General features: G+C 41.2%; 15 protein-coding genes. 11 read left to right on the forward strand and 4 right to left on the reverse strand.

Going from position 1 to position 15,947, the window contains the following annotated elements; all coding sequences use genetic code 11:
• Positions 1-33: 33 nt before the first annotated feature.
• Positions 34-1,425, forward strand: a complete 1,392-nt coding sequence (locus AACU25_RS28310; RefSeq protein ID WP_096581385.1) for a serine/threonine protein kinase — start codon at positions 34-36, stop codon at positions 1,423-1,425.
• 231 nt (positions 1,426-1,656) lie between these two features.
• Here AACU25_RS28310 and AACU25_RS28315 read toward each other — a convergent pair whose 3' ends face one another.
• Positions 1,657-2,232 (reverse strand): hypothetical protein, encoded by a 576-nt coding sequence (locus AACU25_RS28315; RefSeq protein ID WP_096581387.1) that lies wholly within the window; start codon positions 2,230-2,232, stop codon positions 1,657-1,659.
• A gap of 226 nt (positions 2,233-2,458) precedes the next feature.
• On the opposite strand from AACU25_RS28315, the gene tatA reads away from it, so the two are divergent.
• Positions 2,459-2,632 carry a twin-arginine translocase TatA/TatE family subunit gene (gene tatA / locus AACU25_RS28320; RefSeq protein ID WP_096581389.1) on the forward strand — a complete coding sequence of 58 codons (174 nt, stop codon included), beginning with the start codon at positions 2,459-2,461 and terminating at the stop codon, positions 2,630-2,632.
• Positions 2,633-2,699: 67 nt separating this feature from the next.
• On the opposite strand, the gene cphA is transcribed toward tatA, so the two are convergent.
• Positions 2,700-5,402, reverse strand: a complete 2,703-nt coding sequence (gene cphA, locus AACU25_RS28325) for a cyanophycin synthetase (protein WP_096581391.1) — start codon at positions 5,400-5,402, stop codon at positions 2,700-2,702.
• 171 nt (positions 5,403-5,573) lie between these two features.
• Positions 5,574-6,437: a cyanophycinase gene (locus AACU25_RS28330; RefSeq protein WP_045868234.1), complete on the reverse strand. Its 864-nt coding sequence runs from the start codon at positions 6,435-6,437 to the stop codon at positions 5,574-5,576.
• A gap of 590 nt (positions 6,438-7,027) precedes the next feature.
• On the opposite strand from AACU25_RS28330, the gene trmD reads away from it, so the two are divergent.
• The 8 genes from trmD to argH all read left to right on the forward strand — a co-directional run bounded on the left by trmD (position 7,028) and on the right by argH (position 14,270).
• Positions 7,028-7,777, forward strand: a complete 750-nt coding sequence (gene trmD, locus AACU25_RS28335) for a tRNA (guanosine(37)-N1)-methyltransferase TrmD (protein WP_096581395.1) — start codon at positions 7,028-7,030, stop codon at positions 7,775-7,777.
• Positions 7,778-7,832: 55 nt separating this feature from the next.
• Positions 7,833-8,318 carry a 2-C-methyl-D-erythritol 2,4-cyclodiphosphate synthase gene (gene ispF / locus AACU25_RS28340; protein WP_096581397.1) on the forward strand — a complete coding sequence of 162 codons (486 nt, stop codon included), beginning with the start codon at positions 7,833-7,835 and terminating at the stop codon, positions 8,316-8,318.
• A 98-nt stretch (positions 8,319-8,416) separates the two neighbouring features.
• A complete protein-coding gene (locus AACU25_RS28345) occupies positions 8,417-8,899 on the forward strand; it encodes a type I restriction enzyme HsdR N-terminal domain-containing protein (RefSeq protein WP_096581399.1) in 483 nt (160 codons plus the stop codon).
• 79 nt (positions 8,900-8,978) lie between these two features.
• A complete protein-coding gene (locus AACU25_RS28350; protein ID WP_096581401.1) occupies positions 8,979-9,605 on the forward strand; it encodes a PIN domain-containing protein in 627 nt (208 codons plus the stop codon).
• A gap of 25 nt (positions 9,606-9,630) precedes the next feature.
• Positions 9,631-11,415 carry an ABC transporter substrate-binding protein gene (locus tag AACU25_RS28355; RefSeq protein WP_096584191.1) on the forward strand — a complete coding sequence of 595 codons (1,785 nt, stop codon included), beginning with the start codon at positions 9,631-9,633 and terminating at the stop codon, positions 11,413-11,415.
• Between the two features lie 176 nt (positions 11,416-11,591).
• Positions 11,592-12,371, forward strand: a complete 780-nt coding sequence (gene larB, locus AACU25_RS28360; RefSeq protein ID WP_096581403.1) for a nickel pincer cofactor biosynthesis protein LarB — start codon at positions 11,592-11,594, stop codon at positions 12,369-12,371.
• A 193-nt stretch (positions 12,372-12,564) separates the two neighbouring features.
• Positions 12,565-12,768, forward strand: coding sequence for a hypothetical protein (locus AACU25_RS28365; protein ID WP_045868230.1), 204 nt, complete (start codon positions 12,565-12,567; stop codon positions 12,766-12,768).
• A gap of 116 nt (positions 12,769-12,884) precedes the next feature.
• On the forward strand, positions 12,885-14,270 hold the full coding sequence (gene argH, locus AACU25_RS28370) for an argininosuccinate lyase (RefSeq protein WP_096581405.1): 1,386 nt from the start codon (positions 12,885-12,887) through the stop codon (positions 14,268-14,270).
• 276 nt (positions 14,271-14,546) lie between these two features.
• Here argH and AACU25_RS28375 read toward each other — a convergent pair whose 3' ends face one another.
• Positions 14,547-14,711, reverse strand: coding sequence for a hypothetical protein (locus AACU25_RS28375; protein ID WP_009457656.1), 165 nt, complete (start codon positions 14,709-14,711; stop codon positions 14,547-14,549).
• A gap of 689 nt (positions 14,712-15,400) precedes the next feature.
• On the opposite strand from AACU25_RS28375, the gene AACU25_RS28380 reads away from it, so the two are divergent.
• The gene (locus AACU25_RS28380; RefSeq protein WP_096581407.1) at positions 15,401-15,895 is read left to right on the forward strand and encodes an NUDIX domain-containing protein; all 495 of its coding nucleotides are present in this window, start codon (positions 15,401-15,403) and stop codon (positions 15,893-15,895) included.
• The last annotated feature ends 52 nt before the right edge of the window (positions 15,896-15,947 follow it).

Below are 15,947 nucleotides of genomic sequence, written 5' to 3' on the forward strand. Positions count from 1 at the left end.
CAAGCTTTAGGCATAGCTTTATCCGTAATCATAATGACTAAAGAAATCTTCAACAGTCGCTACGAAGTTCAGCAGCAATTGGGAAAGAAGTCTGGGCGACGGACAATATTGGCCCGTGACTTGGTAACTGAGGAACTCGTCGTTGTCAAATTACTTTCCTTTAGTGGTGACTTTGAATGGGATGATCTCAAGCTGTTTGAGCGAGAAGCTGAAACTTTAAAATCTTTATCACATCCCTTTATTCCTCGCTATTTAGACTATTTTGAGCTAAATACACCTACTATTAATGGATTTGCTCTAGTACAAACTTATATTTCAGCACAAACTTTAGAGCAATATTTAAAAGCTGGGCAGATATTTACAGAAGCAGAAGTTAAGCAGATAGCTAAAGCGCTTTTAGAAATTCTCTGTTACTTGCATGGACTGCATCCACCCGTAATTCACCGTGATATTAAGCCTAGCAATATTTTATTAGGCGATCGCTCTGGTAATAGCGTCGGTCAAGTTTATTTGGTAGATTTTGGCTCAGTACAAACTGTTTTGGCGACTGAAGGCTCTACTCGTACTATAGTGGGAACCTACGGTTATATGCCACCAGAACAATTTGGTGGACGTACTGTCCCAGCTTCGGATCTTTATAGCTTAGGGGCGACATTAATTTATTTGGTAACAGGTATCCAGCCAGCAGATTTACCCCAAAAGGATTTTCGCATTCAGTTTGAGCAAGCAGTGAATCTCAGTCCCAGCTTCACTAATTGGTTGCGGTGGTTAATTGAACCTAACTTAGAAAAGCGTGCTAGTTCTGCCTTAGAAGCACTCAAAGCCTTAGAAAAACCTGAAATTCCCCATGCTTTAGCTTTAACTACTGCTAAACCGCCTGGGAGCAAAATACAACTAACTAAACATCGAGATGCCTTAGAAATTATCATTCCACCTACTGGCTGGCAACCATCGATGATCTTCTTAGGTACGTTTGCGATCGCCTGGAATTCATTTATTCTCTTTTGGACAATTAACGCACTCGCCGCCCCTTTTCCTGTCAACCTCCCCTTTGCTTTGTTCTCTCTGCCTTTTTGGGGTGCAGGCGGCTTTATGATGTATGGTTTTATATTTAGCATTTGGGGAAGCATCCGCTTATGCCTTGATCGGCAAAAAATTGCTTTAACTTACAATTTATTAGGATTTAAATCCCATCGCCCACAGCCATCACCCAGAGAAAATATTACTAAGTTAGTTTATACGCCGCAGCATTTCACTAAAGACTCAGAAGGTACCCGCACTCAAGTTCCTGCTCAATTAGATATTTGGGCTGGTGTCCAGAAATATCAAATTGGCGGTAACGGTAGTATTAAATCGGATGCGGAACTAGAATGGTTAGCCCATGAATTAAGCGATTGGTTAGGGATAGAAATTAGTAAACAGTAGAAAATTATCCTCTGCTTCAACCCCATCATGCTCATACAAGAACTCGAACAACAACTCCTTCAGCTTTCTCCCAACGAGAAAATGTATATTATCCAAATTTTGGCTCAAAGCCTGACTACAAATAACACTAACCCAGAGTAACCAAGTAAACTCTCAGAATTTTTCCGTCAATCCCCTTTGGCTGAAGTGATTGAAGAAATCGACTTCTAAAACAAATAATCTAAACCTAATTTATGGCTCTACTAAGTGAATTTCCACAAGCGGAGTTAGTACTTTTCCAGTCCAGATATTGTTTAATTTTGTTGATTCATTCCATTGATAAAAATCTTTGATACTTTCATGAGATTCATTATATTTAAACCGAAATTGATATATGCCCGGATATAGTGGACGGAAAATATAAATATCTTCAGATGGAAATGGTATATTCAATGCCAACTTGCGTTCACGCTTTTTCTTTCGGTTTTGTATCCAAAAAAGAAAGCTATCACGAGAAAAAGTTACTGCCTCTCCTGGAATTACTAGTACATAATCAGATTCAATTCGTTTACTGAGTCTTTCAGAGTGTAAATCGGTTAACATGAGTTGATCGTCTGGTGCGATCATTTCTGGAAACATCGAATAAGCATGGGATGGAAAGTATAAGGGTGTTTGTCTATTATTGATAATCCGAATACCAAGCCTTACAAGAGTATAAACACCACGCTTCACTTCTGGGATGGTTAATACTCTATCTGATACTACAGTTTCAAACGTGACGTTATCCACTTCAACAGTCTTAATCTTATTTGATTCAAAAGATGTCATGTTAGCTTTTTAATTCCAGACTGAACTAAAAGCAATTCTATAGTTTTATAAGAATTTATGGTTGTTATATAAATGATAGGAAAAATATATCTTTGGTGTTGTCCATGAATAGTGCAAGTTTATTAGGTGAGATTGAGGCTAAACAATATTTCTTCTCTACCTACCCAACTACTCTAATCTCTTACTACTCTATGATTTAATTAAGTATCCTTGAGAGGAAGCCTATATGTTATTTGGACTAGGATGGCCAGAAGTTGCCATTATTGTGATAGTCGCTGTTGTAATTTTTGGCCCAAAAAAAATTCCCGAATTGGGAAGTGCGCTGGGTAAAACTCTACGGGGTTTTAAGGAGGAAATTAAAGGTTCTAGTGCGGATAATAACTCAGAGCAAGACCAGTAATCTGCAAAATTGGCAGCATGGCAAAGGTCAATGGTAGAGATACGAGCGATCGCATCTCTACTATTGACTAAAGCAGCGTGTTGATAATCGAAGAAGCCACACCATTTTGAGAATCTACAACAGTTGCGGGTGTATTTGATTGCTGTGTTTCTTCTTTGACTACGCCACGTGCGCGAATTAACTTAATAGCACGGCTGACGCTTTCTGGTAAAACCACAACCAGACTATTTTCCGGAGCCATATCTAAGGCTTTATTAATGGCTTGGGTTTCATCCAGAATTGATTCAAAACGACAATTAGGTTTAACTTGGGTAATGCCTTTAGTAATCAACTCTGAGGCGGAACCTCTAGGACGACCTCTAGTGTCATCATCTTCTTTGACAATGATGTAATCAAAAATATCGGCTGCTAACCTGCCCAAGGTAACAAAATCTTCGTCACGGCGATCGCCAGGGCCCCCAACTACGCCAATGCGCTGTCCAGAAGTCCAGTTACGGACGAAAGCACCCACAGCTTCGTAACTAGCTGGGTTGTGAGCATAGTCTACCAAAGCATGATAGTTGCCCAAATTAAATAAATTCATCCGTCCTGGCGTTTGACTCACGGAAGCACGGAATGTCTTTAACCCAGCGCGAATCTGCTCAATGGTGACGTTCTGCACAAAGGCGGCCAAACTAGCTGCTAAGGCGTTAGCAATCATAAATGGCGCACGTCCACCCATTGTCAAGGGAATAGCTTCTGCTCTTTCGATGCGATGTGTCCAATCGCCTTTGACTATTGAGAGATAATTATTTTCATAAACAGCCGCGACTCCACCCTTTTGAATGTGCTTCCGCACCAGTTCTGAGTCGGGGTTCATGGTGAAGTAAGCAATATTCGCTTTGGTTTTTTCTGCCATCGCTGCTACCCGGTGATCGTCGGCATTAAGTACGGCATAACCGTCAGGGAATACAGCTTCTGCGACTACACTCTTGAGGTTAGCTAACTGATCGATGGTATCTATATCACCTATGCCTAAGTGATCGGCAGCAACATTTAATACGACACCAACATTTGCGGCTTCAAAACCCAAGCCAGAACGAAGGATACCACCACGAGCGCTCTCTAATACCGCAACTTCTACAGTAGGGTCTTGCAATATCAAATGAGCACTTTGTGGGCCAGTATTATCACCTGCTTCTACTAAATAATCACCAATATAAGTTCCATCTGTAGTTGTATAACCTACTACTTTTCCTGTTTGCTTATATATATGTGCTAGCAGTCTTGTAGTAGTGGTTTTACCATTAGTGCCCGTAATAGTGAGGATGGGAATGCGGCTAGATTGTTCGTTGGGGAACAGCATATCCATGACTGCGCCAGCAACGTTGCGGGGAATGCCTTGGCTAGGTGCAACGTGCATTCTAAAACCAGGGGCGGCGTTCACTTCCACAATTACGCCATCAACTTCTCTTAAGGGGCGACTAATATCAGTGGTGACAATATCTAGCCCTGCGATATCCAATCCAATAATTTTTACTACCCGTTGTGCCAGCCAAACGGTTTCTGGGTGGATTTCATCGGTACGATCTACAGCACAGCCTCCTGTACTTAAGTTAGCTGTTGCTCTCAGATAACAAATTGTACCTTTGGGAAGCACGCTATTTAGGGTATAACCTTGCCTTTCTAGAAGCTGGTAGCTAGTCCGGTCAAGTTCAATCTTGGTGAGCACATTATCATGTCCCTCGCCGCGATTGGGGTCTTGGTTTGTTTCCTCAATTAGTTCCGCAATGCTAGATCTACCATTACCAACTACATGAGCTGGTACACGTTCGGCAACTGCGACAACCTTGCCATCTACCACTAATACCCGATGATCGCGTCCGACGTAATACCGCTCAACAATAACTGAGCGGGAAACCTGTCTGGCGGCTTCATAGGCTGCCTCTGCTTCTTCCCAGGTTCTAATATCAATGGTGATACCCCGTCCGTGATTACCATCCAAAGGCTTAATAACTATGGGATAACCACCAACATATTCAATAGCTTCTTCCAAATCATCCAAGAAGTTTATGACTGTACCTTTAGGCACTGGTACACCAGCAGCAGCGAGGATGCGTTTGGTAGCTTCTTTATCGCAAGCTAGTTCTACTCCCAAAATGCCCGTGTTGTCGGTCATGGTTGCTTGCATCCGCTTTTGGTTCACGCCATAGCCTAGCTGAATCAAAAAGCGCGCCCCCAGAGACATCCAGGGAATACCTCGTTTTTCTGCTTCTTTGACGATCGCTTCTGTAGAGGGCCCCAAAGACGCATCTCTCCAGAAGTCTTTTAAGTCTTGGATATCTTGCTCTAGCTCTGCTTTGGGATAGCGACCGCGATCTACAATACTTTGGCACAAGCGCACAGCAGCTCGTCCCGCGTAGCGTCCCGCTTCCTCATTAAGGTACTCAATGACTACCTGGTAAATGCCGGGTGTAGCAGTTTCGCGGGTGCGACCAAAGCCTACATGCATTCCAGCTAGTTCTTGCAGTTCTAAAGCTACATGTTCGACGATATGGCCCATCATGGTGCCTTCTCGCACCCGCATTAAAAAACCACCACGACAGCCAGGGGAGCAATAGTGGCCCTCCAGACTTGGCAGCGCCTCAACTAATCCTTCGTAAAAACCAGGGATTTCATTCGAGGGCTTCTCGGCTAGGTTTTCTAAATCGAGTCGCATGACGATCAACTTGTGGCGTCGAATGCTCCAGTAGTTTGGGCCGCGTAAGGTCTGGATCTTGAGGATTCTCATGGGAATAGGTAGATGGAGATTCGGAACCAATATTCTAGTTTCTTACTGAATTTGATCGCTAAACTGTTTATGGTGAACAGTTTTTTCTTTTTAGATAGTATTACTCTGATTTTTCTACAGTAAGAAATAAATCAGCGATCAACTCAGTGTAACCTCAGATACTCTATTCCGTCAGCTGGAGATCCGGTGTACAGCAGGCAATACAGTCCGCTGGTACAGGTGAAAACGATCGCCATAGCTGAGGATATGTAAACGTAAATTATGTATTGTTAGGGGTTCGTTGGCACCTACATGGGGTTCATTGGTATGAGTTACCTCCGTGGGATCAACTATAGTCACACTACCTTTACCCATAACTTGTAACCAACCATCACGTTCAAACACCGCACAAGTGTCTTCATCAATACCAATACCTAGGCGATCGGGGTGAGCAGCGATCGCGCTAATTAAGCGCCCCATGCGATTACGGTTGTGAAAGTGTTGGTCTACAATCACTTCGGGAATAAATCCTAAACCAGTTGCCATATCGACCAGAGAACGGTTTGGGGTTTCTCCACTACCGCCCCCAGCAATCATGTGATGCCCCATCACTGCTGCCCCTGCACTTGTGCCTGCTAAGGTAAGCTGCCCCGATCTGACTCGCTGTCGGACAATGTCCATCACTGGGGTATCTGCCAATACACCACAGAGACGCAATTGATCCCCTCCTGTTAAAAATACTCCACTACAGGCTTCTAAGGATGCTTTGATATGAGATGCTTCGCACTGTTCCCGTTCGCGAATATCTAGAATTTCAACCTTTTCAGCACCCATTTCTTCAAATATACGGATATACCGACCACCAATGATGGCAGGTTCCCGGGAGGCAGATGGAATAATTGTAATATATGCCTTGCTAGCACCAGCACGGCCAAAAAAAGTTCTGAGGATATCGCGGCCATGAACTTTGTCTTCTGCGCCTCCGATAACCAGAACGGCGGTTTTAGTTGCTTGGGGTGTCCTCATTTCCAGCGATTTAGCTTGTAATTGCGGCATTATGTTTCTCCTGTCAACAACTTCAGGAACCATCGCCTGGGAAGGGTTTCCTGGCTTGTGGCGAATGGCGTGTGAATATAACAAGGTTCAGTAGCCTGATGATTTTCACGCTTTGCTTTTTGGGGAGGACACTTTTGTGAAATTTGGATTGGCATAAGCCTTCTTGCCAACTTCTCGCTTGATCCAAACAATGCCTCAGTTCTCCTATATCCCTTATCCTCTAAAGCCAGCGCCTTGTTGTTTACCTGTCCACTTTTGCTAGTTTGGCAAAATAGTGCGAGTAGGGCTAAGTGGGGGCTACGCTGCGCCCTAGAGTCGGGCGAGCAGGTTTTGACAAGCTGTTTTCTGAGGCTGGCTTGATGCATCCTGGAAGTTGTTAACTTGGACAGATTATTAATTTAAATGTAGTTGTGACAATATTTAAACATAAATTAAGTAATTAGAAAAACTTTTGATCTCACGAAAGAGCTTAGTTTTCTGGTACTTTTAGTTACTATTGACAAACCTTATCTCTAGCTTTAGCAGACATTAGCTTCTTGTTGTTCCTCAACATTCAAATTTAAGATTAGTGTTCTTGAATACGAATAACTGTGCGCTTTGATATAGTTACGCTTTTTCCTGACTGTTTTACCTCTGTTTTAAGTTCCGGATTGCTGGCTAAAGCCTTAGCCAAGCAGATTGCTCAAGTCAATCTGATTAATCCTCGGGATTTCACTACTGACAAGCACCGAAAAGTAGATGATGAACCCTATGGCGGGGGTGTGGGGATGCTCATGAAGCCAGAACCCATTTTTGCCGCTGTAGAGTCGCTGCCGATTCTACCGCAAAGAGAGGTAATTTTGATGAGTCCTCAAGGACAAACCATCAATCAACCACTTTTGCGTGAATTAGCCACAAATTATAACCAATTAATTGTAATTTGCGGACATTACGAAGGAGTTGACGATCGCGTTCTCAATTTAGTTACCCGTGAAGTCTCTTTAGGAGATTTTATTCTCACAGGTGGCGAAATTCCGGCAATGGCTTTGCTCAATGGCGTTGTGAGACTTCTACCCGGAACTGTCGGCAAGGTAGAGTCATTGACAGCAGAGAGTTTTGAGGAAGGTTTATTAGATTATCCCCAATACACCCGCCCGGCAAATTTTCGTGGCTGGAAAGTGCCAGATGTCTTACTCTCAGGAAATCATGCTGCAATCGCCAAGTGGCGTTACGAACAACAAATCAAACGTACAAGCGATCGCCGCCCGGATTTACTGGAGAAATGGCAACAACAGCAGGGAAATGGGGAATGGGGAATGGGGAATGGGGATCAGGGAGCAGAAGAAACAGGGGAAAAATAATGGAAAATGCTCAATCACAAACACCAAACACCCAACACCAAATAACAATTAACAAATGACAAACATTCGTATTGGTAACGGCTACGATATTCATCGACTGGTGAGCGATCGCGCTTTGATTTTGGGGGGAGTGAAAATTCCCCATGAACTGGGTTTACTGGGACATAGTGATGCTGATGTCCTCACCCATGCGATTATGGATGCCATGTTGGGGGCATTATCTTTAGGGGATATTGGGCATTATTTTCCGCCTACAGATCCCAAATGGGCGGGAGCAGATAGTTTAGAGCTATTAAATCAAGTACACCAGCTAATTCGCGATCGCAGTTGGCAAATCGGCAATATTGATTCTGTAGTAGTCGCAGAACGTCCAAAATTGAAACCTCATATTGAGACAATGCGCGACAAGTTAGCGGCTGTTTTAGAACTGCAACCAAATCAAGTTGGTATTAAAGCTACTACCAACGAAAAATTAGGCCCAGTAGGGCGTGAAGAAGGTATATGCGCCTATGCTGTTGTGTTGTTAGTAAATGCCAATTAACGGAAATTTATATTTAGGAGTAGTCAATGGCTAGCATAGGGATATGCAAGCAATAACTGCATCAATAAATTATTAATCTATGTTGGGAGATGAGGACAATGGAAGCTGCACAATTTCAAATTCCTAATTATGTTGCTGATATTATTGTCCTCGACAAGGATGAACAAATTGTTTTATTAGTTGAAGTTAAAAGCACAGAAGTAGAAGGAAAAGTTGCCAAACAACAAGCTATTACACAACTAAACTCATATCTGCAAAATGAAATTAAAAGTAATCATTTATTTTTAGTTGATGAAATGTTTCTCATGTTGGTTAATCTCAGAGATATTGATATTTTTAAATGGAATGGTAAAAATTTTTCTGAATCTTTGAGCGCAATTAAAACTGCTAATATACTTAGTCATTACGACCCTGAATTTAGCGACAGAAAAATCTTGGGTCTATATTTAGAAACCCTTGTAGAAGCTTGGTTGAGAGACTTAGCATATCATTGGAAATCAGAAATACCACCAGCATCAGACAATTTGGCAGCAATAGGTTTATTGCAAAAACTACAAGGAGGAACTACTCAGAAAATTTAGTAGTAATAGAATTATTGCAAAAAGCTACAAGTAGTAATTGATCATTCAGGAGGAATTTCTTATTCTTAGGTAAATCTTGATGGTAATACTTTACGTTGAAACTAACTTTTTGATGGCAATTGCAAAAGGGCAAGATTTAGAGGCAGAAAATCTATTATGTTCCTTACCTCCATCCATTCAGATAGTTATCCCAGACTTTTGTTATGTTGAAGCCTTGAATAGATGGGAAACAGAAAAATATTATGTACAAGAATTTGAAAAAAATATTGATAAACAGATAAATAACTCAAAACGCGATTTAACCTCTTCTAATGCTCAAATTTTCTTGGCTCACTTAGAACAGGCACGTATCTGGAATCAATTATTACTTAATGATATTCAAATTCGTCTTTTTAATGCTATAGATATGCTTCTGCAAAAGGCAGAAGTGATAAATTTAAACAATATAATAATTCGTAATATTTCCCAAGCAGTAATTACACAGCCAGAAACATTACTTATTAAACAAGATATTATGGATAACTTAATTTTACAGTGTATTCTTCATCATGCAAATTTGTATCATAGAGAAAACAAGGTATTTTTAAGCGATAAGAGCAAAGACTTTGGTAAACCAGAAATTAGAAATATCTTGCATAATTCTGGAATAAAGTATTTAAATAATACTCAAAAGTTTTTAGATTGGCTCAATTCCCAAAATACTTAGACTTACTATATCAATGATTAAAATTATGCTATTTGCTAAGATATGGTTTCAAATTAAGCGGTTATGGTTACTAATAATAATCGCCATAGTAACAGGCTTGACAGTAGCTGCTTGTAATCCATCTAATTTTAAAACAAATGCGGCTCAAGTTCCTCAGTTAGTAACTAGTATTCTTAGCGATCCTAAAACATTTAACTTTGCTTTAAGTTCCGAGTCACCGAATATTTTTGGACTCACTTATGAAGGTTTAATTACTGAAAGTTACGAGACGGGCAAGGTAGAGCCTGCTTTAGCAGAATCATGGCAAATTTCTGAGGATAAATTAAAAATAGTTTTTACCCTGCGTGATAATCTTAAATGGTCTGATGGACAACCACTAACAGTGGATGATGTAGTGTTTACATATAATGACATTTATCTGAATGAAGCCATTCCTACAGATGCCAGAGATGGCATGAGAATTGGCGAAAGTCGAAAGTTACCAACTGTCAGAAAAATTGATAATCGCCGGGTGGAATTTTCTGTTCCAGAACCATTTGCACCTTTTTTACGTAGCGCTACAGGTTACCCAATTTTACCCGCCCATGCATTGCGAGAATCAGTAACTACGAAAGACCAAGAAGGTAAACCAAAGTTTCTGTCAAAGTGGAGTGTAGATACACCTCCAGATCAATTAATTGTGAACGGGCCTTTTAAGTTAGAAAGATATGATACTAGCCAACGGATAGTTTTTCGACGCAATCCCTATTATTGGCGCAAGGATGCTCAAGGAAAAGCTCAACCTTATATTGAAAGAATTATTTGGCAAATTGTTGAATCCACAGATACATCTTTACTGCAATTCCGTTCTGGTGGGTTAGATACTGTTGGTGTGTCACCAGAATACTTTTCGTTGTTAAAAGTGCAAGAAGACCAGGGTAATTTCAAGATATATAATGGTGGGCCTGGTTCAGGTACAACTTTTGTACTCTTCAACTTAAATAAGGGCTCTAGAGATGGCAAACCTCTTATAGATCCTATTAAATCACGTTGGTTTAATACTGTAGAGTTTCGGCAAGCAGTAGCCTATGCCATTGATCGACAAACAATGATCAACAATACATTTCGTGGCTTAGGTCAACCTCAAGATTCACCTATTTCTGTACAAAGTCCCTATTATCTTTCACCGCAAGAAGGTTTAAAAGTCTATAATTACAATATAGATAAAGCCAAGCAATTGTTACTCAAAGCAGGCTTTAAATACAACGAAAAAAATCAATTAGTTGATTCTCAAGGTAACAATGTACGCTTCACTTTGCTGACGAATGCAGGTAATAAGATTCGCGAAGCAGTGGGGTCGCAAATTAAACGAGATTTGAGCAAAATCGGGATTACAGTAGACTTCACGCCACTAGCATGGAATACATACACAGATAAACTTTCTAATTCATTAGATTGGGAAGCTTCTTTATTAGGTTTAACCGGTGGTTTAGAACCGAATGATGGTGCTAACGTCTGGTCTCCAGAAGGGGGATTACATATGTTTAATCAAAAACCCCAAGCTGGACAAAAACCAATTACAGGTTGGGAAGTAGCACCTTGGGAAGCAGAAATTGGTGAACTTTACATCAAAGCAGCTAGAGAATTAGACGAACCCAAACGCAAAGCAATTTACGCTGATACTCAACGAATTACGCAGGAGAATTTGCCATTTATTTACTTGGTGAATGCCTATTCAATGTCAGCAGTGCGTAATCGCTTTGAAGGTATCAAATACTCTGGACTTGGTGGTGCATTCTGGAACATTCATGAAATCAAAATTGTAGATTAGTCATCGATTATTGGTCATTTGTGATTTGTTTCAAACTAAATGATCAATGACCAATAAAAAGCTTTGCGATGCCTGCGGCGGGCGTAGCCATCGCTCTTAGTGGGGTGCGTTGTTATACAGCGCACCCTAGCTAATGGCAAATGACAAATAACAAAGGACAAAGGAGAACATCACAAATGGCTAATGAGAAAGCTTTGCGATCGCTCTTAGAAGCAGTGGCTCATGGTAACGTTACCCCAGATAGGGCATTAGACTCTCTCAAAGACTTAGCCTATGAACAAGTAGGTGATTTTGCCAAAATCGATCACCATCGCAGCTTAAGAACTGGGTTCCCAGAAGTAATTTGGGGACTAGGCAAAACTCCCGATCAGATTGTTCAAATTATGGAGGTGATGCGTCACCGCAATCCGGTAGTGATGGCTACCCGAATTGAACCAGCAGTTTATGCTGTACTGCAATCGAAAGTTAGAGGTTTGCGATATTACGAAATGGCAAAGATTGCTGCCATTACTCCCGATGAACTCGAACCACAGTTTGAGGGTGTAATTAGTATTTTGTCGGCAGGAACTGCTGATTTACCCATTGCAGAAGAAGCCGCAGTCACAGCCGAACTTGCTGGTTTTCGGGTATTGCGTCTGTGGGACGTTGGCGTTGCAGGGATTCACCGCTTGTTGAATAATCGCCACCTGATTGAGTCAGCATCAGTATTAATTGTTGTCGCGGGTATGGAAGGCGCATTACCCAGCGTGGTTGCAGGTTTAGCCGATTGTCCTGTAATTGCTGTTCCTACCAGCATCGGCTATGGTGCCAGTTTTGGTGGACTAGCACCACTTTTAACAATGCTAAACTCTTGTGCCCCAGGAATCGGCGTAGTCAATATTGATAATGGCTTTGGTGCAGCAGTTTTAGCAGGACAAATTTTGCGAACAGCCAAAAAGTTGAAATTTGAGGGGTAAGTGGCAATTTATGGGGCATTGGGCATTGGTAATTGGTGTTTGGTGTCCGTTATTTGTTCCCCTTTTCCCCCTTCCCCCTTCTCCCTTACCCTTTCCCCTTATCCCCAGTCCCCAGTCCCCAGTCCCCAATCCCTTTCACTGGACATTACCGTAACTAGAGGTTATGACATAAAAGTCTTCTCGATCACACAGTATGAATTACTTCAGTGATTTACTATCTGAGTTATTTTGGCGTTTGCCTGTGAGTTCTACCCTAGCTCAAAACGTTACCGATCCAGATGTTTTGGGACAAATGCAGCATGGATGGAATCACTTTGTCAAGACAGGCCAAATTTGGGCGTTGTTGATTGGTTTGGTCATTGGCTATATGATTCGGAATCTAACTAGTTACGGTTGATTAATCCTCAAGTCCGTACCTAAATTAATCTCAGCACTGAAGCTAGGATTAGTTCAGGGTAGGACTTTTGTGGTTTTAATTAGCACGTAAGTGGTACGTTCCCACCCTTTACGTTTATGACCGAACAACAAACTTGGAGCCAGCGATTTGAATCAGCGTTACATCCAGCGATCGCACGTTTTAATGCCAGTATAAGTTTCGATATTGAGTTAATCGAATACGATATTACTGGCTCTCAAGCTCATGCCAAAATGCTGGCTCATACTGGTATCATTTCCCCAGCAGAAGGAGAGCAACTAGTTGCAGGTTTAGAACAGGTTCGCCAAGAATATCGCCAAGGTAAATTTCAGCCGGGTATTGATGCTGAAGATGTCCACTTTGCTGTGGAACGGCGATTGACAGAAATTGTTGGCGATGTGGGTAAAAAATTACATACTGCGCGATCGCGTAATGACCAAGTTGGCACTGATACTAGGCTCTATCTCCGCGACCAAATCCAACAAATTAAGAGCCAATTACGAGAATTCCAAGCAGTTTTACTAAATATAGCCGAAAAAAACGTTGAAACCCTAATTCCTGGCTATACCCACCTCCAACGCGCCCAACCCCTGAGTTTAGCCCATCATCTCTTGGCATACTTTCAGATGGCGCAACGTGACTGGGAACGTCTAGGAGATGTTGATCGCCGGGTGAATATTTCACCTTTAGGGTGTGGTGCTTTGGCAGGAACTACTTTCCCCATCGATCGCCACTACACAGCGGAACTATTGAATTTTGAGCAGATTTATGATAATAGCCTTGATGGTGTGAGCGATCGCGATTTTGCGATCGAATTTCTCTGTGCTGCCAGTTTAATTATGGTTCACCTCAGCCGCCTTTCAGAAGAGGTGATTCTTTGGTCATCAGAGGAATTTCGTTTTGTTACGCTCAAAGATACCTGTGCTACAGGTTCCAGCATCATGCCCCAAAAGAAAAACCCTGATGTGCCAGAACTTGTCAGAGGAAAAACAGGGCGTGTATTTGGTCACCTGCAAGCGATGTTGGTGATTATGAAGGGGCTACCCTTGGCATATAACAAAGATTTACAAGAAGACAAAGAAGGCCTATTTGATAGCGTCAACACCGTGAAAGCTTGCCTAGACGCGATGACTATTTTACTGCGGGAAGGCTTAGAATTTCGTCCCCAGCGTTTAGCACAAGCAGTCGCAGAAGACTTTTCTAATGCCACAGATGTGGCAGATTACTTAGCTGCAAAAGGTGTACCCTTCCGCGAAGCCTATAACATGGTGGGTAAAGTGGTAAAAACCAGCATTGCCGCAGGTAAACTCCTCAAAGATTTAACTTTAGAAGAATGGCAACAAATCCATCCAGCGTTTGCAGCCGATATCTATGAGGCAATTTCGCCTCGTCAAGTAGTTGCTGCACGTAACAGTTACGGTGGTACAGGCTTTACCCAAGTCCACAAGGCTATCCAAGCTGCCCGCGCGCAAATGGCGGAATAGGGATTGGGGAACTCGGGGCCCCCTCTGGGGATAAGGGGTAATGGGGACTGGGGATTGGGTAATGGGAATTAATACTTGTCGGTTAAGGGCAAAAGGGGAAGGGGAAAAGGCGCAAGAAAAAACCTTTAACCCTTACCCTTTCACCTTTTCCCCAAACTAAATTCCAATGTAAAAAAAATCCAAACACCAAACACCAAACCCCAATAAATAAGGGCGTACATAACTTTGTACGCCCAAAATTACAAAATTCACAGAGCAAGAATATTGTTAGATGACTTACTCAGCATCAATTGCTGCTGCGCCCTCATCTTCCTCACTCTTAGGTGGTCTTTGTTGGAACCTTCTCTGCATTCTTCCTGTAGTAGTTCGTTTACGAAACTTTCTGGCATATGCCTGGTTCCGTAGCGCCTTTTCTTTTTTCGGGTTACGGCGCTTAGCCATGTTCACCTCATTAAATAAACAACAAAAAAAGCCACTAGGCCATATCAGCTACCGTTGTTATTGATATATTTTGAGCCCAGTCTAGCTATTCACAAAGTTTGAACAGCATATGATTATAGCGTATTTAAGATGTTTGAGTCAACTTAAATATTAAATATTTTTTTAATAAATGAGAATTTGCCATTAAATATTTCTTTAGAGGTATGATTAATTGCTTTTACTAAAGTAATATTTCAAAATATTTTTTCTGGCTCAGGGTTTGAGGATTTCAAAATTAAATTTGATTGAACTCTAGAGGCAGGAAAACCAAAGTCTACTTACAATTTTTTCTTTACTTGATAAATATTATTAGTATTTATGAACTAAAATTTAGCAGTACATTTTCCAAAAGCTGATAAAGTTAACTTTTGGAAGACAAAACACAGATATCTATCCTTGTCAAGGGTTTTTGTTTCTGATTTTAAATGATAAATACAGATAAAAACAAAAAGTTAAAACATCTTTTTAATAATTTTTTGTATAAATATACACGTTGATATATTTAAACGTAATGTTACCATTGAGTAAACGCTAGAATAAAATCTCAAACCATAAACATATTTGTATAATACATAACTCAATAAATTGATATTTAAACATCTATGTTAAGTGGTGAGAACTAAATAGCATACAATAAAAACATTTGCAGATTGAACGTTCTTGCTTTGTTTACGATAGCTATCAAGTCCACACGTAACTTATGGCGCATTGGACAAACAGTATTGGGTCTGATATTTCGCCATCCCATTACTGGTACCAGTATCATTCCGATTTTACCTGATGGTCGGATTGTCCTGATTCGGAGAAGTGACAATGGCCGATGGAGTTTGCCTGGAGGTATGGTGGACTGGGGAGAAGATATTCCTAATACAGTTCGCCGAGAATTGCAAGAAGAAACTGGATTGGATTTAGTGAAGATTCGGCGGTTGGTAGGAGTTTATTCTTCGCCAACCAGAGATCCGAGAATTCATTCAATTTGTATTGCTGTGGAAGCAGAAGTACAAGGAAAAATGGAAGTTCAGGATACTTTGGAAGTCACAGATATCCAAGCATTTTCTCCAGACTCTCTACCTTTAGAACCAATGTCTCATGACCATCATCAGCAGTTGCAAGACTATTTGAATGGTTTGACAATAGTGGCATAACGAGATTTTGTTTGTCATTAGTCATTAGTTTTTTGCTAAATTTTGTTCCCTA

Origin of the sequence: Tolypothrix tenuis PCC 7101 (genome assembly GCF_963874875.1) — a bacterium.
Taxonomy (GTDB): domain Bacteria; phylum Cyanobacteriota; class Cyanobacteriia; order Cyanobacteriales; family Nostocaceae; genus Aulosira; species Aulosira tenue.

Bases quoted from the DNA above. Each gene is read 5' to 3' on its own strand.
- ispF (WP_096581397.1), top strand. From the start codon at position 7,833: ATGACAAACATTCGTATTGGTAACGGCTACGATATTCATCGACTGGTG.
- tatA (WP_096581389.1), top strand. From the start codon at position 2,459: ATGTTATTTGGACTAGGATGGCCAGAAGTTGCCATTATTGTGATAGTC.
- cphA (WP_096581391.1), bottom strand. From the start codon at position 5,402: ATGAGAATCCTCAAGATCCAGACCTTACGCGGCCCAAACTACTGGAGC.
- argH (WP_096581405.1), top strand. From the start codon at position 12,885: ATGACCGAACAACAAACTTGGAGCCAGCGATTTGAATCAGCGTTACAT.
- AACU25_RS28315 (WP_096581387.1), bottom strand. From the start codon at position 2,232: ATGACATCTTTTGAATCAAATAAGATTAAGACTGTTGAAGTGGATAAC.
- AACU25_RS28375 (WP_009457656.1), bottom strand. From the start codon at position 14,711: ATGGCTAAGCGCCGTAACCCGAAAAAAGAAAAGGCGCTACGGAACCAG.
- AACU25_RS28330 (WP_045868234.1), bottom strand. From the start codon at position 6,437: ATGCCGCAATTACAAGCTAAATCGCTGGAAATGAGGACACCCCAAGCA.
- AACU25_RS28345 (WP_096581399.1), top strand. From the start codon at position 8,417: ATGGAAGCTGCACAATTTCAAATTCCTAATTATGTTGCTGATATTATT.
- larB (WP_096581403.1), top strand. From the start codon at position 11,592: ATGGCTAATGAGAAAGCTTTGCGATCGCTCTTAGAAGCAGTGGCTCAT.
- AACU25_RS28355 (WP_096584191.1), top strand. From the start codon at position 9,631: ATGCTATTTGCTAAGATATGGTTTCAAATTAAGCGGTTATGGTTACTA.
- AACU25_RS28310 (WP_096581385.1), top strand. From the start codon at position 34: ATGACTAAAGAAATCTTCAACAGTCGCTACGAAGTTCAGCAGCAATTG.
- AACU25_RS28350 (WP_096581401.1), top strand. From the start codon at position 8,979: ATGGTAATACTTTACGTTGAAACTAACTTTTTGATGGCAATTGCAAAA.
- AACU25_RS28365 (WP_045868230.1), top strand. From the start codon at position 12,565: ATGAATTACTTCAGTGATTTACTATCTGAGTTATTTTGGCGTTTGCCT.